Genomic DNA, 14,580 nt, shown 5'->3' on the forward strand with positions numbered 1-14,580 from the left:
CCTGGTTAATGTGCATTGAAAACGGATTTTGCGAGGCTGCCGGTCTTAAAGAGCGTAAAGCACAACAGGACCGTATAGCCCACGCAGCTCCAGATGGCCATAATGATGTCGGATTCGGTGGCAATACTCTGCACCAGCACGGCGTAGATCGCCACACAGACGATGATGAGAAATGCCTGGAAGCCCAGGGCGATCAACGAGCGCAGATAGTTCTGGCCCATACCGCCCCATTCCTTGCCCATCATGGTGGCCATAGGGATGGGAGCCACCGAGGTCACAAGGTAAATCTCAATCATACGGCCATAAATCACGATAAAGATACAAATGTAAAGCGCCCACATGGTAATGCCGATAAAGAGCGACTGGAACCACAGGCCGAACAGCGGCCCCAGGTCCATATCCATCAGCCGGGACTCCATATCGGTCATGACAGAGGAGATGTCGATGGAAGCGTCGGAACCGATGATGCCCGCCGCCTGCGCCACCACACTTTGAGCTGCGTCAAACACGCCCATCACGATGTTCCAGGTGTTTGAGACGATGAGGATGGCAGCGGCAGATTTGAACACCCATTTGAAGATCATCCAGGTGTCCACATCATGCAGGTTGTTCTTGTCGGTAATCATCTGAATCAGCTCCAGCGTCATCACGATAGCCAGGATCACGCCAGCAATCGGCACCATGATGGAGTTGGAGAGATTTTGGATCATGCTGAAAATACTCCCGTTCCAGCCCTGAGGGGTCTGGCCCACCTGTGTCGCAATGTCTGCGACCTGCTGGTTCACGCTATCGAACATCCCCGATAAGTTGCTCATAATGCCGCCTACCAACATTTCCTTGAGCCAGTCAGTAAGGGCATCGAGTAAGAAATCCATACGGTGTCAACCTCCTTTCAGCCGCCCCCGCTTGGGGGCAGGGGCGGCAAGGATTTCTTATGACAGCTTAACGACGGGAGCGATCAGACGGTGAACAGGCTGGAGAGCAGGGGTACGAGGACCATGCCGACCACGGCGACGCCAGCGCCAGCCATGAGCTGCTTCATGCCCTGGGACTTTACTGATGTGCGATAAAGAAGTAATAGAAGTGTAAAAAATTTTGCCGTTCCTATCCGGCACTCGCGCGTTGTGTCGGATAGGTCGGGCGGTTATTCGGGCAAGTCAATCTTGCCGACAAAGCTGTAATAAATCTCAATGTCCTGCCTGCGGATGCCGTTCTCGTCATAGCTGCACTCATGCACCACGATTTTCTCAATCATTTCCCGCAACAGGGTCGGGGTCAGTTCTTCAAAGGCAAGGTGCTTGCGGACAATGCCCATGAATTTCTCGGCGTTGACGGTGGCTGCCTTTGACTTGTCCAGTTCGGCTTGCAGGGCGGCGGCTCTCTTTTTCAGTTCCCGCTGTTCCTGCTCATAGTCTGCCGACAGTTCCATGAAACGCTCGTCGCTGATTTTGCCGTTCACATTGTCCTCATACAGCCGCTTGATAATGCGGCTCACTTCGGAAATGCGCTCCTGCGCCTGTTCAAGCTGCTTGGTGGCTGCGGCGGTCTTTCTCTTGCCGCCGATCTCGTTCTGCTGGATAAGCAGCTTCACAAAGCGGCTCTCATGCTTGGCGGCATATTCCGTCACTTGCCGGAGATTGGAGAGGACACCGGCGGTCAACAGGTCGGTGCGGATAAAGTGCGCCGTACAGTCACGGGTGCGCTTCTTGTAGCTGCCGCAGATGTAACAGTCCTGCTTACGGGTCTTGTTCTGATACCGCTGCTGGTACATCACATGGCCGCAGTCGGCGCAGAACAGCATACCGGAGAACAGCCCCACTTCATCATAGCGGTTCGGGCGTTTGCGCTGCTTGCGTAACTCCTGCACGCGCTCCCATGTTTCCCGGTCTATGATAGGCTCATGGTGGTTCTCAAAAATGGCCTGCTTCTCGATGGGGTTCTCTACGCTGTGCTTGGTCTTGTAAGAGGGCTTCTCCGTCTTGAAGTTTACCAGACAGCCGGTGTACTCCCGGTTTTCCAACAGGTGGACAACGGTATTTGTCGCCCATTTGCACTCATAGCCGGGGTGGTAGCGGCGGGTGCTGCCCGTCCTGCGGTATTCCAGCGTCCCCGGCGTGGGGATTTGCTGCTCCGTAAGCATACGGGCAATCTTGGTCGGGCCGTTCCCGGCAAGGCAAAGCTGGTATATCTGCCGGACTACCGGCGCGGTTTCCTCGTCAACGATATAATTCTCGTCCTCGTCCATGAGGTAGCCGTACACCGGCTTGCTGGTAACGGGCTTGCCGCTCATGCCTTTTGCTCTCTTAACTGCCTTGATTTTCTTGCTCGTATCTCTCACCAGCCATTCGTTGAACAGATTTCGCAGAGGGGTAAAATCGTTGTCCATGCCGCCGTTTGCGCTGTCCACATTGTCGTTGACAGCGATAAAACGCACGCCCTTTTGAGGGAACAGCATTTCCGTGTAAAACCCTACCTGCAAGTAGTTTCGCCCTAACCGGCTCATGTCCTTGACGATAACTGTACCCACTTTCCCAGCTTCAATGTCTGCAAGCATGGCTTGAAAACCGGGCCTTTGAAAGTTCGCGCCGGAATAGCCGTCGTCGGTGTACCAGCGCAGGTTGGTAAAGCCATTCTGTTTTGCAAAGGCTTCGAGTATCCTTTTTTGATTCGATATGGAATTACTCTCACCTTGCAATTCGTCCTCATGGGACAATCTCGGATAAAGGGCGGTAATGAGGTTTTGGGTGGCTTGTCTTAACATAAAATCCTCCGTTTCCGACAGCCAGCCCCACTATTCCGTGGTTTCATTGTACCACGGAATAGGGTGGGCTGTATAGCGGCAAAAGTGTAAAATCTGATTCTTTATGATTTGTAAAATTGCCGATTTTTGTGTAGCGATTTATTGTTTTCATTTTCTTGTGTAAATATTTATAAATCCGTGTTATGATATTAAAAATAAATTTACGGGGTGGAGAAATGAAAAATGTAATTATTAGCGCCGATGGTGATAGAATGGTTTATTCTGTTCCGAACATTGTAGCTGACAATCTAACCGAATACTGCATTGAATTTTGTGATAAATGGCTTAGAACAAGTTCCCACGCAAAAAAATATAGGATTAACGGTGGCCTATGTTACAATGAGCGGGATTTCATTGAGTATCTCAACAGATTCATATTTCCCAAAGAGCAATCGGTGTTTATTGAAAATCTTGGTCCAATAGGGATTGATGAATTACCAATACCAGAACGCTACAAGGATTGTCCTATGTTTAATTTCTAAAAGATATAAAAAGCGGCCACGCTCCCCGGCATGGCCGCTTTTTCCATGCCCCGGCTCACGCCGGATAAGTTGGCTCCTGTGTAGCAGCGGCTTCCGCTTCCAGTACCCGCGCCATTTTGTCGGCAGCGGTGGTCGTGGTGTCTTTCTTGAAATAGCCGGACACGACAAGGACGGAATTGCCCATGCGGATTTCCGTCACGCAGTCGGGGCGGCGGGTGGTGCGGGTGTCGTGCTGCTTGTTATCTGCCATAGGCAATACTCCTTTCAGTCGGTAATCAGTTTTTTCATGCTCTCCATTTTCCGCTGCGCGGTTTCCTGCCGGAAATTGTCGCCGGTAAAGCGCACTGGGACGCACATGGAAAGCAGGCGGTCATAAATCCGGGAATGGGCGGTGTCCTCCGGGTTGTGCAGGCCGTCCAGCGTGAGGTTGGTCGTGACGATCAGCGGCTTGCCGCTGCGGTAACGGCTGTCAATCACATTGAAAACCTGCTCCAGCCCGTATTCCGTTCCGCGCTCCATGCCGAAGTCGTCAAGGATAAGCAGCGGATAGCGGCAAAGGCGGGAAATGTACTCGTTGCGCCCCTCAAAGCTGGCGGCAAGGTCATTGAGGATAAGGGCAAAGTTTGTCATGTGGACGGGGATTTCTTTCTCCATGAGGGCGTTTGCGATACAGCCCGCAAGGTAGCTTTTCCCGGTTCCCACGCCGCCCCAGAACAGGCAGCCGATATTGTCGGTTCGCATATCCTCCCAATGCTCCACATACCGGCGGGCAATCCCGGTCTGCGGGTTCCTGCCGTTGTCGTTCTCAAAAGTCCAGTCCCGCATGGTGGGGTCGGTAAAGCCCCGGCGTTTCAGTTCCTCCACGGTGTCAAGGTGCCTGCGCCGCTTCTCGGCGGCCTCCCGTTCCTCGCGGGCGGCTCTCTGGCAGTCGCACTCTGCCGGGTGGCGGTCACGGCCAAAGATAGCGGCCTTATCCGGCGCAAAATAGGCTTCTTTCGGCTTGCGGCACTTGCCGCAGTACAGTAAACCGTCCTCGCCGGTGTAGTCCTCCGGCTCCGGGGTGGTAGCCGTCATATTCTCCAAAACAGCGTTGATTTCGTTCTTCATAAACTCTCGCCCTCCTTGCATGAGTAGTCTGGTATGCCCTTTTTCGGGGCTTTCTTGGCTGCGTCCTCCTGCGCCCATTTGTAGATTGTGGCGGCATGGCTGCGGTATCGCTTACCGCTGGACGCGATATGGCAGGATAGCCGGTCAATGTAATAGTTCCATTTGTCGGGCAGGTCTGCTTTCAGCCCGTCCAGTTCTGATTGCGAAAGAAAGACATTTTCATACCGGCCATAGGCGGCGCGGGCGGGCTGTCCCGTATCTAACTCTCGCTCTCTCTCTTTTTCTATCTCTATCTCTTTCTCTATCTCTATCTCTGGTGGACAAATGTCCGCTTGATATGGTGGACATTTGTCCGCCCCGGCCTTTGGCAAGGCTTTCTGCTCCTGCAAAGCCAGCCTTGCCCGCCGTTTCCGCTCCCCCTCGGTAGAGGATTGGCCGATAAGCAGTTCAATGTTGCTCATATACAGCGCGCCGTTCTGTAACGGCTCCACAAGCCCCAGCTTCATAAAAATCTGCAAGGCTCGCTCTACGGTGCCGACCTGCTGACGGGTAATGGTGGCAATCATCTGTGCGGTGTAGGGGATATTTTCATCAAGCTGCAACTTCCCGCCGTTTTTCAGCGATTTCAGGTACAGTTTCAAGAGAATGTTGGAATAGAGGATACCGTCCTGCATACTTTCCAGCAGCACGATAGCGTCCTCGTCAAAGTAATTCTCTTTCAGCTTGAGGTAGTAGTATTTTCGGTTGTCTGACATGGTTCCTCCTTTGGGTGGATTTGGGGCGTTTGTACGCATTTAGAACGCTGTTTCCGGGGGAAAAGGATAAATGTATCGCATACCCTTTGACACCCACGAAAAAAGCCTTGATTTATGCGGGTTTGAAAGGCTCTAAAGCGTGACATTTATGCCTTTGTTTCCGCTTTCGTTCGGCGGCTTTGATTTTCTTCATGCGTCCGGCGCAGTCGGGGCAGTATTTTCCCCGGTTAGATTTGGGGACGAAAGCCGCCCCGCAGACCGCGCACCGTTTCCGGCTTCCCCGGTACAAGAGGGCTGCGGACAGCTCCCCGTCAAGGGGCAGGACAGCCACACGGAACCAGCGGCACATGAGGGAATAGGAAATGCTCTGGACGCACACGCAAGGTTCCCCGTCGTCCAATAACAGGCAGTTCCCCTCGTCGTAGTTACAGCACTCATGCACCAGCCGCCGCGCCCGCCGGTGCTGGCGGTAGTCCATGCGGGGCAGGTTATCGCTCATGGCTCTGCTCCTTTCTGCGGTTCGGTTCCTCCCGGCGCAGGATTTGGTCGATATTGCTCTTGACCGTCTGCAACTCCTTGAACCGCTGTTTCTGCTCCCGGTAGCCGTTGTAAAGGCTGTCTTTTTGGGAAATAAGCTGCTCGATCTCGGCCTGCAACGCTTTCCGGGCGGGCAGCTTGGTAATGCCATGCTCCCGGAAATACCGGGCGGCGGCTTCGGCTATGATAAAATCGCTCTCATGCGCCTGCCGGTATGCGTCGCGGGCTTTGGGGGATTTCTGCGCTTTCAGCCCGTCGCGGGCGGGCTTGGTCTTGGCGTAAGCCAGCACCTGTCGCTGCAACTCCTTTTTCCCTTGTAGCTTCGTTTCCAGTGCTTTCAGTTCGCCACTGGTCTGGCGCATTTCCTGATAGGCGGTATCAACGGCGGCTTCTAACTGCTCCGGGGAAGTGAAGCCGTATTCCTGATACACATTCAGCGTCGCGGCCATTTGTTTGAGGTTGTGCATGGTCGCCCAGCGTTCATAGCCCCGGCCTTTGCCCTCGGCTTTCTTCTGCTCAATGTCCACAAGCCGCTGCACATTCGGAGAGGTTTGAGGGGCTTTTGTGGGCTGTATGCCGGTTTTCCCATGCCGCTGGTATTCGGGTATGGCTGCGGCCTTTTCTGCGGCTCTGGCGGCGTTCTGCTCCAAAACGGCAAGGACAGCGGCGCGGTCAAAATCGTCGCCCAGCTTCCGTGCGGTAATGGGCTTCGTCCTGTCCGGCGTGAGGTAGGAAAGCCGCCCCCGGCTCTCCTTGACGGTCACGCCCTCCCGCAGCAGCAGAGAGGAAAACTCGTCAAAGTTGGCGGCGGTGGCAAGGGCTTCCCGTATGGTCTGCCGCAGCTTTTCCTTGTTCGTTTCAAACTTGGTCTGCCGGGGTGTGATACCATCCGCAAGCATGGGGGCGTTCTGCTTGTCCAGCGCGGCCTGTCCCTTTTTCTGCGCCCAATACTCCCGTTCCGTGACGCGGTTCTTGCTGCCGTTCAAGAGGTCGATTTGGTAAAGCCCCTCCCGGTGGCACATCTCCATGACTTCGGACTTGAAGTAGCGCAAGGCTGCGTCGGTACAGCGGTGCTTGCAACCGGCTTTCGTGTCGGCTGGCCTGTCCATGTAGGGCAGGAACGGGACTTCCTCTATCCGCAGCGAATTGATAACGATATGCACATGGATATTGCCGCTGTGGTTATGCCCGTCCGGGTGGGTGCATACAAGGGCTTGGTGACCGGGGAAATGCTCGGCGCAAAACTTCTCGCCCAATTCCTGCGCCCGGTCTACAGTCAAGCCGTTGTCCGTCCCGTCCCGTGGGTCAAAGCTGATGATATAGTGGTGGATTTTCACATCTTCCCGCCGCTGGTTTTTCTCATAGCGGAGATTTGCCCGCATACAGGCAACGGCAAAATCCTCGCCGCCGCAGTTCAGCGTGGACAGCCGGTAGTCCTCGCGGGGGATAAGCCGCCCCTGTTCGTCAAGGGTGGGCTTCATGGTAAACTCGTCATGCTCAAAGGTCAGATAGGCTTCGGCGGCTCCGTAGTCGGCGTTTTTAGAGCCTAAATGTTTGAGTGTTGCCAACCGCGTCACCTACTTTCTTGAGGACTTCATACTTGAGGGCGGCAAGGTCGGCTATGGCGGCGCGTACCTCGTCGGAAAGGGCGTTGTAGGGTGCGCCGTACTCGTTCAGATACCGGGCAATCTGATTGAGGTTGCCGCCAATCCTGCCGTACTCGGCTGTCAGCTTCCCGACAGCGGAGAGCAGTTCGTCATTGACCGCCGACACATGGACAATCGGGCGTATGGTCGCCCGTCGTATCGCCTGCCGGAGAAATTCGGACTGGCTGATACCATAAGGGGCAAGCCGCGCTGTGAAGTCGGCGTATTCATCTTCGGACAGCCGGGTTTTCACAACGTGGCTGCGGTGGGGCGTGTTGTATTTCTTTCGCATGGTCGTGACCTCCTTTCTTGCCGCATGAGCGCGGCGGGAATAAGCGGCGCAAGCCGCAAAGCAGGGTTTGGGGAAGGCACTCCCCAACAAGTTTCCCGCGAGGGACAAAACCGCAGAATTGCGGATTTTGGCACCGTGGTAGAAACTTGCTCTTTGTAAGCCGTAGACTGCCCCTGTCCGGGCTTTTCCGTACATAGAGCGAACAGGGCGGGGCTTTCAGCCCGCTGTGCGCGGTCTTTTTTTCTTTCGCCAAAGATACATTTGAAAGGCCGCCAGCTACCCGCTGTCCGGGGATTTTTTCAAATTTTCTTTTGCCTTAGTAATTCGGGAAACAGGATTTTGGCAACCGGCGGGGCAGAGAATTTTTCCTTTCACTCCCTACAACACCGCGTTTTGAAATTTGCCAAATGGGACAGGCAGCTTTTTTCCGGCTTCACCTATCTACTACGGGTGACTTTGCGATTTTGCCAAATGGACAACAAAAAAGCAGCAAATCTTTTCAGACTTACTGCTTTCGCTGGCCGCCGGTGGGCGGCGGTTATTCAGTTTTGTAAGTTCAGGTCAGGTTGGCCCGACAAATTAGGATTTGAAGTTTAAAATTCATATCTTGTTCCATGTGAAAGTAACAGTCCGTCCGTTAATTTCACGCATAGAATTATGGTGTTTTCATCATCAAAATCATTATGCCCATTATCAATCCATTCGGCAAAAACGATTTTCAGTTTCTCAGCAATTATACGATTTTCTTCTTTTCCAAAATACCCTAAATTGTTTCCCTTTCCATGTGCAGTAAACCAGTCACTCGCTATTGCAACATTTGGGTTTTTTTCTATTTGTTTTATTTTGTTAGAAAGTGCATATGTAATAATATAAAATGAGCCATCCTCATAATAAGCATTTACATTCCGCACATATGGCATTTCTTGTTCCACCGTTGCTAATGCAATCACCGTGTCTTTTCCAAAACGTTCGATCATTATTTTTTCAGCTTCTGAGCTTAATTTTCTCATAAGGTTATCTCCTATACAAATTCCAATTTCTGTTGCGTCCATTTCTTGATAACAAAAGAGTTACATCAGAGTTTTTATTAAACGTATTCCAAATGTTAAATACGGCTCACCCAAATATTCGTTTTTATCGATCACATAACCATTGCAAAAGGCGTTAAAGGTGTACTGGATATGCACTTTGTAGGCTTCATCTTCGGTCATGGAAATTCCCCCTCTCTGATAATAGTTCGGGGCGGCAGCACTCCTTGCTATCTTTAAGCATATTTCCTTTTGAACAATGAAATCGACAAAACATAAGATAGTGCGAAAATAACGATTGTACTCACAAATCCAATTATCATGCTCAAATCAAAATTCTCTACAACAAAGCCCATAATCGCATTGTTTGTTACTCGTGACCAAATCCCTAAAACTACCAACAGTATGATTAGTATAAACATCACTGCAAATCCCGCATTGACCCCCAGCCAATAGTTAGAGGGCAGTATAAAGGCAAGGAACAGTAAGACAACACAAAATGAAGCTACAGACATAAACAAATAAAAACCAAACTGATATGCTGGAAAGCAGAAGTAGGAAATCGTGTTTACTGCAAGAGCAACACATAATCCGATGATTGCTGCAATCCCCGCAAAGGCATAACGGCTACTGACAATCTGCTTTTTTGAGAGCGGTAACGCAACCGCATATTTTCCCCATTTCCATTGTTCATCAGAATTGGCAAGGGTAATCAGCATAGAGGCAACTTCCAGCGGAACAAGTAGGAAACTAATATAAATGGAACCAGCCCCCTCCAAAATAATCATCAAAGCAGCAATGATAGCGAGATCCATGATAAGACGGGCAATTCCGTATTTTTTCTTAACTGTCAGGAAGTCTTTTGTCAATAAGCCTTTCATTGCATTTCCCCCTTTACATAGAACAACATGATTTCTTCAATCGTGGCCGGGCCAACGATTGCATTTGGATATTGTTTTGCGGCCTTGTTGCGGTCTTTTACCAGAACCTTAAACTGATAATCTTCTTTCCGGTAAGCAACGATTTCGGATTTATCCAGAGTGTCAAATACAGCGGCACCACAGCTCAAAATGCCGTAATTGTCAACCAGTTCGTCTTTTTCGTGGGTGAAAATCAATTTTCCTTTGTGGAGAAAGGTAATATAGTCCGCCACCTTTTCCAAATCACTTGTGATATGAGATGATACTAAAACGGAGTGGTTTTCATCTTGAACAAAGTCAATGAGCATATCTAAAACATCATCACGGATGATAGGGTCAAGTCCGCTGGTTGCTTCGTCCAAAATCAGCAGTTCCGCCTTGTGGGACAGAGCCACAGCAAATGCCAATTTCACTTTCATGCCTTTGGAAAAATCTTTAATTTTTTTATCCTTCGGCAGTTCAAATTTTTCGAGATGCTGGCGATAAAGCGGCCAATCCCAGCCGGAATAAATTCCAGACATGAACTTCCCGATTTCTTCTGCCGTGAAGATGTCAGGGAAATGATTTTCATCGAAAACCACGCCGAGCTTATCTTTAATTTCGATTTCATCTGAAATATGGTCTTTACCAAAAATGAGTATTTTACCACCAGTTTTTTGTGTTTCATTTAGGATACAGTTAATCGTTGTCGATTTTCCTGCACCATTTTCTCCAATCAGCCCCATAATGACACCACGGGGGAGTGAAAAACTTACTTTGTCAAGAACAAAGTCGCCGTAATCTTTCGATAATTCTCGAATTTCCAAAACATTATCGCCCATCATTCATCCTCCTGATACATTAGTGTGAGTAATTCTGCCAGCTTATCCAGAGATATTCCGCTTGTGCGGGCAATCTCGATAGCTTCTGAAAACTTTTCTTCTATCTTTTTCTGCTGTTCTTCCAGATAGAAATCTTGATTTTGCGCTGATACATAACAACCCTTTCCGGCGGTCGTTTCAATAAAGCCATCTTCTTGCAATGTGGCGTATGCCTTTTGAACCGTTAAAATGCTGATATGCAATGACTTTGCCAATGACCTTACAGACGGAATTGCTTCGCCAGCTTTTAACTCACCACTCATAATTGCCGCTTTAATTTGTGACGCTATCTGCTCGTATAAAGGTCGGCTTGCCTTATTGCTTACGACTATCTCCAAATTCCCACCACCATTCCGTTCTTTAGTGTTATGCTGTTACAAGTACAGTATAAAACGGAAAAGCACAGATGTCAAGAGGGTAAATTACAAAAAGCAGGCCAAACGCTTGTGTTCAGTCTGCTTTTTGCAATTTATATGGACATGGAATAGTGTATGGCTGTCTTTCAAATTCGTGTGTTACTTTATGGCACATGAGCATTCGCACCGGGGTTGTCGTTGCCGTAACCTTCCAGCAGGTTGATGACACCCCAGATGCCGAGACCAGCGCCCAGAGCGATAACGAGGGTCTGAAGAACGGTGATAGCCTGATTGAAAAATGCCATAAATTATAGTTAGCCGGAATCATTTGAAAAGTTTGATTTAGTCATTCATAGGCATACAAAAGCCGGAACAATCGGCACCCGGTTTCCGGGGCCTGATTCCGGCTGTCCTCCTTTTTTCATTATTTTTTGGTGATTGTCCGCTTTGTACGCCGATGGCCCCATCCGGGGCGGTTGAGGCGGGTAGATAAGATCACTCCTTTCACAGCGGAACAGATTTACACGCCCTCTGCGTCTACTTCATACACATCGTAGACCTCGTTGGGCTTGAGCTTGAGCCGGGTGGACAGGAACGCCTCGATGTCAAAGGCGTTCTTGGGGTCCGCGTCGGCGGTGTACGGGTAATTGGGGTGCTTGGTGATGTCGTACTTGTCCGAGAGGAAAGGCCGCACACCGCGCAGCTGGAGGATACACTTGCCGCCGTCCATGACGGCCAGTTCATCCTGGCTCATAAGCTCTTTGCCGAGCTTTTGGTAGTTAAGAGAATGGGATGTCTCGCGGCCCCGGCTCTCGCCGGTGTTGTAGGTGTCGATGGTCTCCTTGCCCAGCACGGCGGCCAGCTCCTTGAGGGTTGTCGGCTCTTTGCCGCCCAGGAAGATGGAGGTATCCATGTTGCCGATGATGGTATCGGCGTTGTCCTTGTAGATAGCTTTGAGCTGGGACTGTGCTTGCAGCACCAGGCAGGCGGAAATCTCACGGCTTCGGATGGTGGCAACCAGCTTTTCCAGCCGAGGGATCTGTCCAATATTGGCGGCCTCGTCAATGAGGCACCGCACATGGACCGGCAGCCGCCCGCCGTACACATCGTCCGCTTTTTCGCAGAGCAGATTGAACAGCTGGGTGTAGCACATGGAGATCAGGAAGTTAAAGCTATCGTCCGTGTCGCTCATAATCAAGAACAAGGCGGTTTTCCGGTCTCCCAGGGTATCCAGCTCCAGCTCGTCGTAGGCCGTGACCTCCCGCAGCTCCGCGATGTCGAACACGGCAAGGCGCGCACCGCAGGAAATCAGGATGGATTTTGCGGTTTTGCCCGAAACGAGTTGTCAAGGACTTTTTAATCAAATTCACGAAAAAGCCACAAAAAAAGTGCCAGAAGCAGATTTTAGCTCCTGACACTTTTGCGGATGGGTTATTTTCTCCTGCTTAACAGTTCGTCGCAAAGGTACGCATATTCCGGCAGTTGGTCGATATAGGGTTTCCAGCGCCGCTTAATCTCGGCCAGTTCCAGCGGATCGGCGTCCTCGAAGTCATGGTCGTTTCCGGTCATTCCAAAAACATCCAGTGCTATATCATTCAAGCACTCATAACAAAGGCCAGTAGCGGACTCTATCCAGTTGCCGGTATCAATATAGACCGGGTCGATAGATATTGCCAGCCACACATAGCCGACCTTGTCCGACCAAACCAAATCATAAGCGGTCATCTGCTGGATATGTTTCTCAAACACTTTGCGGACGCGCTCAATCTCATTTTTCTCTTTTTCTGTGTACAGCATTTTCATGTCCTCCTTGGCTAAAGTTTTGGTGTGTACCATCATCAGTTTAACACAAGGCGGCTGGCTTTATCAGCCGGTCACATCTGCTGTATCTCGTTTTTGAGCATACGCTTGATTTTGTCGCTCATGGTTTCAGTGCTGGTCTGGCTGAAATGGACGCGCACCTTGTAGGTGGTCTTGCCGATTTTCTTTACCAGCGCGGGGGCGTCCTCCGGCGCTCTGGTAGTGGTGGTGTCTGCGGTCTGCATGGTACGGGTTTCTTCGCTCATGGCGCTCCTTTCTCCGGGCGGGGCTGTGCCGTCCGGCACAAAATTACTCATGCTTACGGTTTACAATGTCTTTCGCCGCCTGCTTGGTGGCCCCGGCGTTTTCCTCCCGGAAGTTTTTCCCGGCAAAGAGGATCGGGGCGCACCGTTCCAGAATACGGTCATAGATACGGGCGTGGGCCAGGTCAGGCGGGTTTTTGAGTTCGGCCAGCTTCAGGTTGGTGGTGATTATCATGGGCCTGCGGCTGCGGTAGCGGCTGTCAATGACGAAAAACATCTGCTCCATCGCATACTCTGTACTGCGCTCCACACCCAAATCGTCAATGATGAGCAGGTCGTACTCATCAAAGCTGGCGATAAAGTCGGCCCTGTCCTCGGAAAACATCCCTGTCAGGCGGTTCAGGATGGTAGGAAAGTTCGTCATCAGCACCGGCACATCCCGGTCAAGCAGGGCGTTGGCGATACAACCGGCAAAAAAGGACTTGCCGGTTCCCACATCCCCGAACAGCAGCAGACCGGTGTTGTTCCTGTATGCCTCTTTCCAGTTCTCCACATAGGCGCGGGCCTTGTCCATTAGGGGATTTTGGCCGTTGTCGTTGGCGAAGGTGTAGTCGTACAGATAGCGGTCTTGCAGACCCTGAGCCTTCCGGCGCTTGATACGCTCCATGCGGCGCTGCCGTTCCTCGGCGGCCTTGCGCTGTTCCTCAGCCTCCCGCTGGCACTGGCAGATACAGCGGGGCATGAAGTAGCCCGGTTTCCCAAAGCATGGCACAACGGTCTGCCTCTGGCCGCCGCACCTCTTACAGTGAATGAGGCCGTCTGCCGGGTCTATGTACTCGTCCCCGGCCAGCTCCATACCGGCGGCTGCCTTGTCGATCAGCGCCCGGATTTCTGCGGTAATCTCCATCATACTGTTTCATCCTCCTTTACGCTGTAATCCCGGTTGCGGGTGGGCGGGGCCGCTTTCTTCGCGTCCTCGCTGGCCCAGCGCCGGATGGTGGCGGCATGGCTCTGATACCGCTTGCCGGTAGAGGCCATGTACTCGGACAGCTTTTCGATGTACTGGCCCCAAACGGTGGGAAAGCTGGCCTGCAAGTCCGCCAGTTCCTCGTCTGTCAGGAAAACATTCTGGTAACGGCCATAGGCGCGGGCGGGGCGTCCCTTCTCTATCTCTCTCTTTATCTCTATCTCTTTCTCTAACTCTATCTCTATCTCTGGTGGACGAATGTCGGACAAATGTCCAACCTTTGTCCGGGGCGTGGAAAGAGCCTTGTTTTGGAGCCTCGCTGCCCGCTTTCGCTCGGCCTCGGTGGAGGACTGGCCGATCAGCAGTTCGATATTGCTCATGTAGAAGGTGCCGCTGTCCAGCACTTCCACAAGGCCCAGCTTCAGGAAGATTTGCAAGGCCCTCTCCACAGTGCCGATCTGCTGGCGGGTAATGGTGGCGATCATCTGCGCCGTGTAGGGGATATTCTCGTCAAGCTGGAGCCGCCCGCCGTGTTTCAGAGATTTCAGATACAGCTTGAGCAGAATGTTGGAGTACAGCACACCGTCCTGCATACTTTCCAGCAGCACGATGGAGTCATCGTCAAAATAGTTCTCTTTGAGTTTCAGGTAGTAATATTTTCGATTGTCTGACATGGGTTCCTCCTTGGGGTTTATTTCAGGGGTCTGTACGCCTTTAGAGGGCCGTTTTGGGGGCCAGAGGATAAATCTATCAGGCCCCCGCCGACA

At 51.6% G+C, this 14,580-nt stretch carries 18 protein-coding genes and 3 pseudogenes; 1 reads left to right on the forward strand and 20 read right to left on the reverse strand.

From position 1 onward, the window contains the following. Positions 1–5: 5 nt before the first annotated feature. The 3 genes and pseudogenes from ACKTS9_RS15130 to ACKTS9_RS15140 all read right to left on the reverse strand — a co-directional run bounded on the left by ACKTS9_RS15130 (position 6) and on the right by ACKTS9_RS15140 (position 2,761). Positions 6–875 (reverse strand): VirB6/TrbL-like conjugal transfer protein, CD1112 family, encoded by an 870-nt coding sequence (locus ACKTS9_RS15130; protein WP_002578790.1) that lies wholly within the window; start codon positions 873–875, stop codon positions 6–8. A gap of 83 nt (positions 876–958) precedes the next feature. Next, a pseudogene (locus ACKTS9_RS15135) lies at positions 959–1,054 on the reverse strand (Maff2 family mobile element protein); the annotation flags it as partial. Positions 1,055–1,144: 90 nt separating this feature from the next. Beyond that, the gene (locus ACKTS9_RS15140) at positions 1,145–2,761 is read right to left on the reverse strand and encodes a recombinase family protein (RefSeq protein ID WP_407878196.1); all 1,617 of its coding nucleotides are present in this window, start codon (positions 2,759–2,761) and stop codon (positions 1,145–1,147) included. Between the two features lie 215 nt (positions 2,762–2,976). On the opposite strand from ACKTS9_RS15140, the gene ACKTS9_RS15145 reads away from it, so the two are divergent. Continuing rightward, the gene (locus tag ACKTS9_RS15145; protein WP_087371200.1) at positions 2,977–3,282 is read left to right on the forward strand and encodes a hypothetical protein; all 306 of its coding nucleotides are present in this window, start codon (positions 2,977–2,979) and stop codon (positions 3,280–3,282) included. 55 nt (positions 3,283–3,337) lie between these two features. Here the strand turns inward: ACKTS9_RS15145 and ACKTS9_RS15150 are convergent, their stop codons facing one another. From ACKTS9_RS15150 to ACKTS9_RS15230, 17 genes and pseudogenes are all read right to left on the reverse strand, one after another. Continuing rightward, a complete protein-coding gene (locus ACKTS9_RS15150; RefSeq protein WP_002596234.1) occupies positions 3,338–3,532 on the reverse strand; it encodes a transposon-encoded TnpW family protein in 195 nt (64 codons plus the stop codon). A gap of 14 nt (positions 3,533–3,546) precedes the next feature. Continuing rightward, entirely contained in the window at positions 3,547–4,389 is an 843-nt protein-coding gene (locus ACKTS9_RS15155; RefSeq protein WP_407881742.1) for an ATP-binding protein, read from the reverse strand. Further along, positions 4,386–5,144 (reverse strand): phage replisome organizer N-terminal domain-containing protein, encoded by a 759-nt coding sequence (locus tag ACKTS9_RS15160; protein WP_118736596.1) that lies wholly within the window; start codon positions 5,142–5,144, stop codon positions 4,386–4,388. Before ACKTS9_RS15160 ends, ACKTS9_RS15155 begins: the two co-directional genes overlap by 4 nt. Positions 5,145–5,256: 112 nt before the next feature. Beyond that, positions 5,257–5,643 (reverse strand): cysteine-rich VLP domain-containing protein, encoded by a 387-nt coding sequence (locus ACKTS9_RS15165; RefSeq protein WP_407881743.1) that lies wholly within the window; start codon positions 5,641–5,643, stop codon positions 5,257–5,259. Continuing rightward, a complete protein-coding gene (locus ACKTS9_RS15170; protein WP_407881744.1) occupies positions 5,633–7,249 on the reverse strand; it encodes a relaxase/mobilization nuclease domain-containing protein in 1,617 nt (538 codons plus the stop codon). The genes ACKTS9_RS15165 and ACKTS9_RS15170 overlap by 11 nt, the downstream gene beginning before the upstream one ends. Next, a complete protein-coding gene (locus ACKTS9_RS15175) occupies positions 7,221–7,619 on the reverse strand; it encodes a plasmid mobilization protein (protein WP_407881745.1) in 399 nt (132 codons plus the stop codon). Before ACKTS9_RS15175 ends, ACKTS9_RS15170 begins: the two co-directional genes overlap by 29 nt. 593 nt (positions 7,620–8,212) lie before the next feature. Beyond that, positions 8,213–8,629: a pyridoxamine 5'-phosphate oxidase family protein gene (locus ACKTS9_RS15180; protein WP_087213563.1), complete on the reverse strand. Its 417-nt coding sequence runs from the start codon at positions 8,627–8,629 to the stop codon at positions 8,213–8,215. A gap of 60 nt (positions 8,630–8,689) precedes the next feature. Beyond that, positions 8,690–8,830: a hypothetical protein gene (locus ACKTS9_RS15185; RefSeq protein WP_407881746.1), complete on the reverse strand. Its 141-nt coding sequence runs from the start codon at positions 8,828–8,830 to the stop codon at positions 8,690–8,692. A gap of 53 nt (positions 8,831–8,883) precedes the next feature. Continuing rightward, positions 8,884–9,528, reverse strand: coding sequence for an ABC-2 transporter permease (locus ACKTS9_RS15190; RefSeq protein ID WP_076776058.1), 645 nt, complete (start codon positions 9,526–9,528; stop codon positions 8,884–8,886). Then, the gene (locus ACKTS9_RS15195) at positions 9,525–10,388 is read right to left on the reverse strand and encodes an ABC transporter ATP-binding protein (RefSeq protein WP_076776056.1); all 864 of its coding nucleotides are present in this window, start codon (positions 10,386–10,388) and stop codon (positions 9,525–9,527) included. The genes ACKTS9_RS15190 and ACKTS9_RS15195 overlap by 4 nt, the downstream gene beginning before the upstream one ends. Continuing rightward, positions 10,388–10,765 (reverse strand): GntR family transcriptional regulator, encoded by a 378-nt coding sequence (locus ACKTS9_RS15200; protein WP_076776053.1) that lies wholly within the window; start codon positions 10,763–10,765, stop codon positions 10,388–10,390. The genes ACKTS9_RS15195 and ACKTS9_RS15200 overlap by 1 nt, the downstream gene beginning before the upstream one ends. Before the next feature lie 194 nt (positions 10,766–10,959). Beyond that, a pseudogene (locus tag ACKTS9_RS15205) lies at positions 10,960–11,088 on the reverse strand (Maff2 family mobile element protein); the annotation flags it as partial. A gap of 215 nt (positions 11,089–11,303) precedes the next feature. Beyond that, positions 11,304–12,128 (reverse strand): annotated as a pseudogene (locus ACKTS9_RS15210) (VirD4-like conjugal transfer protein, CD1115 family); the annotation flags it as partial. Positions 12,129–12,214: 86 nt separating this feature from the next. Beyond that, a complete protein-coding gene (locus ACKTS9_RS15215) occupies positions 12,215–12,580 on the reverse strand; it encodes a hypothetical protein (RefSeq protein WP_006574342.1) in 366 nt (121 codons plus the stop codon). Between the two features lie 77 nt (positions 12,581–12,657). Next, the gene (locus tag ACKTS9_RS15220) at positions 12,658–12,849 is read right to left on the reverse strand and encodes a transposon-encoded TnpW family protein (RefSeq protein WP_044911006.1); all 192 of its coding nucleotides are present in this window, start codon (positions 12,847–12,849) and stop codon (positions 12,658–12,660) included. 43 nt (positions 12,850–12,892) lie between these two features. Then, positions 12,893–13,756, reverse strand: coding sequence for an ATP-binding protein (locus tag ACKTS9_RS15225; protein ID WP_407881747.1), 864 nt, complete (start codon positions 13,754–13,756; stop codon positions 12,893–12,895). Further along, a complete protein-coding gene (locus ACKTS9_RS15230) occupies positions 13,753–14,487 on the reverse strand; it encodes a phage replisome organizer N-terminal domain-containing protein (protein ID WP_407881748.1) in 735 nt (244 codons plus the stop codon). The genes ACKTS9_RS15225 and ACKTS9_RS15230 overlap by 4 nt, the downstream gene beginning before the upstream one ends. Between the last annotated feature and the right edge of the window lie 93 nt (positions 14,488–14,580).

Source organism: Owariibacterium komagatae (assembly GCF_045865535.1).
GTDB classification, from domain to species: domain Bacteria; phylum Bacillota; class Clostridia; order Oscillospirales; family Ruminococcaceae; genus Ruthenibacterium; species Ruthenibacterium komagatae.

Bases quoted from the DNA above. Each gene is read 5' to 3' on its own strand.
- ACKTS9_RS15230 (WP_407881748.1), bottom strand. From the start codon at position 14,487: ATGTCAGACAATCGAAAATATTACTACCTGAAACTCAAAGAGAACTAT.
- ACKTS9_RS15190 (WP_076776058.1), bottom strand. From the start codon at position 9,528: ATGAAAGGCTTATTGACAAAAGACTTCCTGACAGTTAAGAAAAAATAC.
- ACKTS9_RS15185 (WP_407881746.1), bottom strand. From the start codon at position 8,830: ATGACCGAAGATGAAGCCTACAAAGTGCATATCCAGTACACCTTTAAC.
- ACKTS9_RS15195 (WP_076776056.1), bottom strand. From the start codon at position 10,388: ATGGGCGATAATGTTTTGGAAATTCGAGAATTATCGAAAGATTACGGC.
- ACKTS9_RS15175 (WP_407881745.1), bottom strand. From the start codon at position 7,619: ATGCGAAAGAAATACAACACGCCCCACCGCAGCCACGTTGTGAAAACC.
- ACKTS9_RS15145 (WP_087371200.1), top strand. From the start codon at position 2,977: ATGAAAAATGTAATTATTAGCGCCGATGGTGATAGAATGGTTTATTCT.
- ACKTS9_RS15140 (WP_407878196.1), bottom strand. From the start codon at position 2,761: ATGTTAAGACAAGCCACCCAAAACCTCATTACCGCCCTTTATCCGAGA.
- ACKTS9_RS15150 (WP_002596234.1), bottom strand. From the start codon at position 3,532: ATGGCAGATAACAAGCAGCACGACACCCGCACCACCCGCCGCCCCGAC.
- ACKTS9_RS15220 (WP_044911006.1), bottom strand. From the start codon at position 12,849: ATGAGCGAAGAAACCCGTACCATGCAGACCGCAGACACCACCACTACC.
- ACKTS9_RS15155 (WP_407881742.1), bottom strand. From the start codon at position 4,389: ATGAAGAACGAAATCAACGCTGTTTTGGAGAATATGACGGCTACCACC.
- ACKTS9_RS15130 (WP_002578790.1), bottom strand. From the start codon at position 875: ATGGATTTCTTACTCGATGCCCTTACTGACTGGCTCAAGGAAATGTTG.
- ACKTS9_RS15180 (WP_087213563.1), bottom strand. From the start codon at position 8,629: ATGAGAAAATTAAGCTCAGAAGCTGAAAAAATAATGATCGAACGTTTT.
- ACKTS9_RS15225 (WP_407881747.1), bottom strand. From the start codon at position 13,756: ATGATGGAGATTACCGCAGAAATCCGGGCGCTGATCGACAAGGCAGCC.
- ACKTS9_RS15215 (WP_006574342.1), bottom strand. From the start codon at position 12,580: ATGCTGTACACAGAAAAAGAGAAAAATGAGATTGAGCGCGTCCGCAAA.
- ACKTS9_RS15165 (WP_407881743.1), bottom strand. From the start codon at position 5,643: ATGAGCGATAACCTGCCCCGCATGGACTACCGCCAGCACCGGCGGGCG.
- ACKTS9_RS15160 (WP_118736596.1), bottom strand. From the start codon at position 5,144: ATGTCAGACAACCGAAAATACTACTACCTCAAGCTGAAAGAGAATTAC.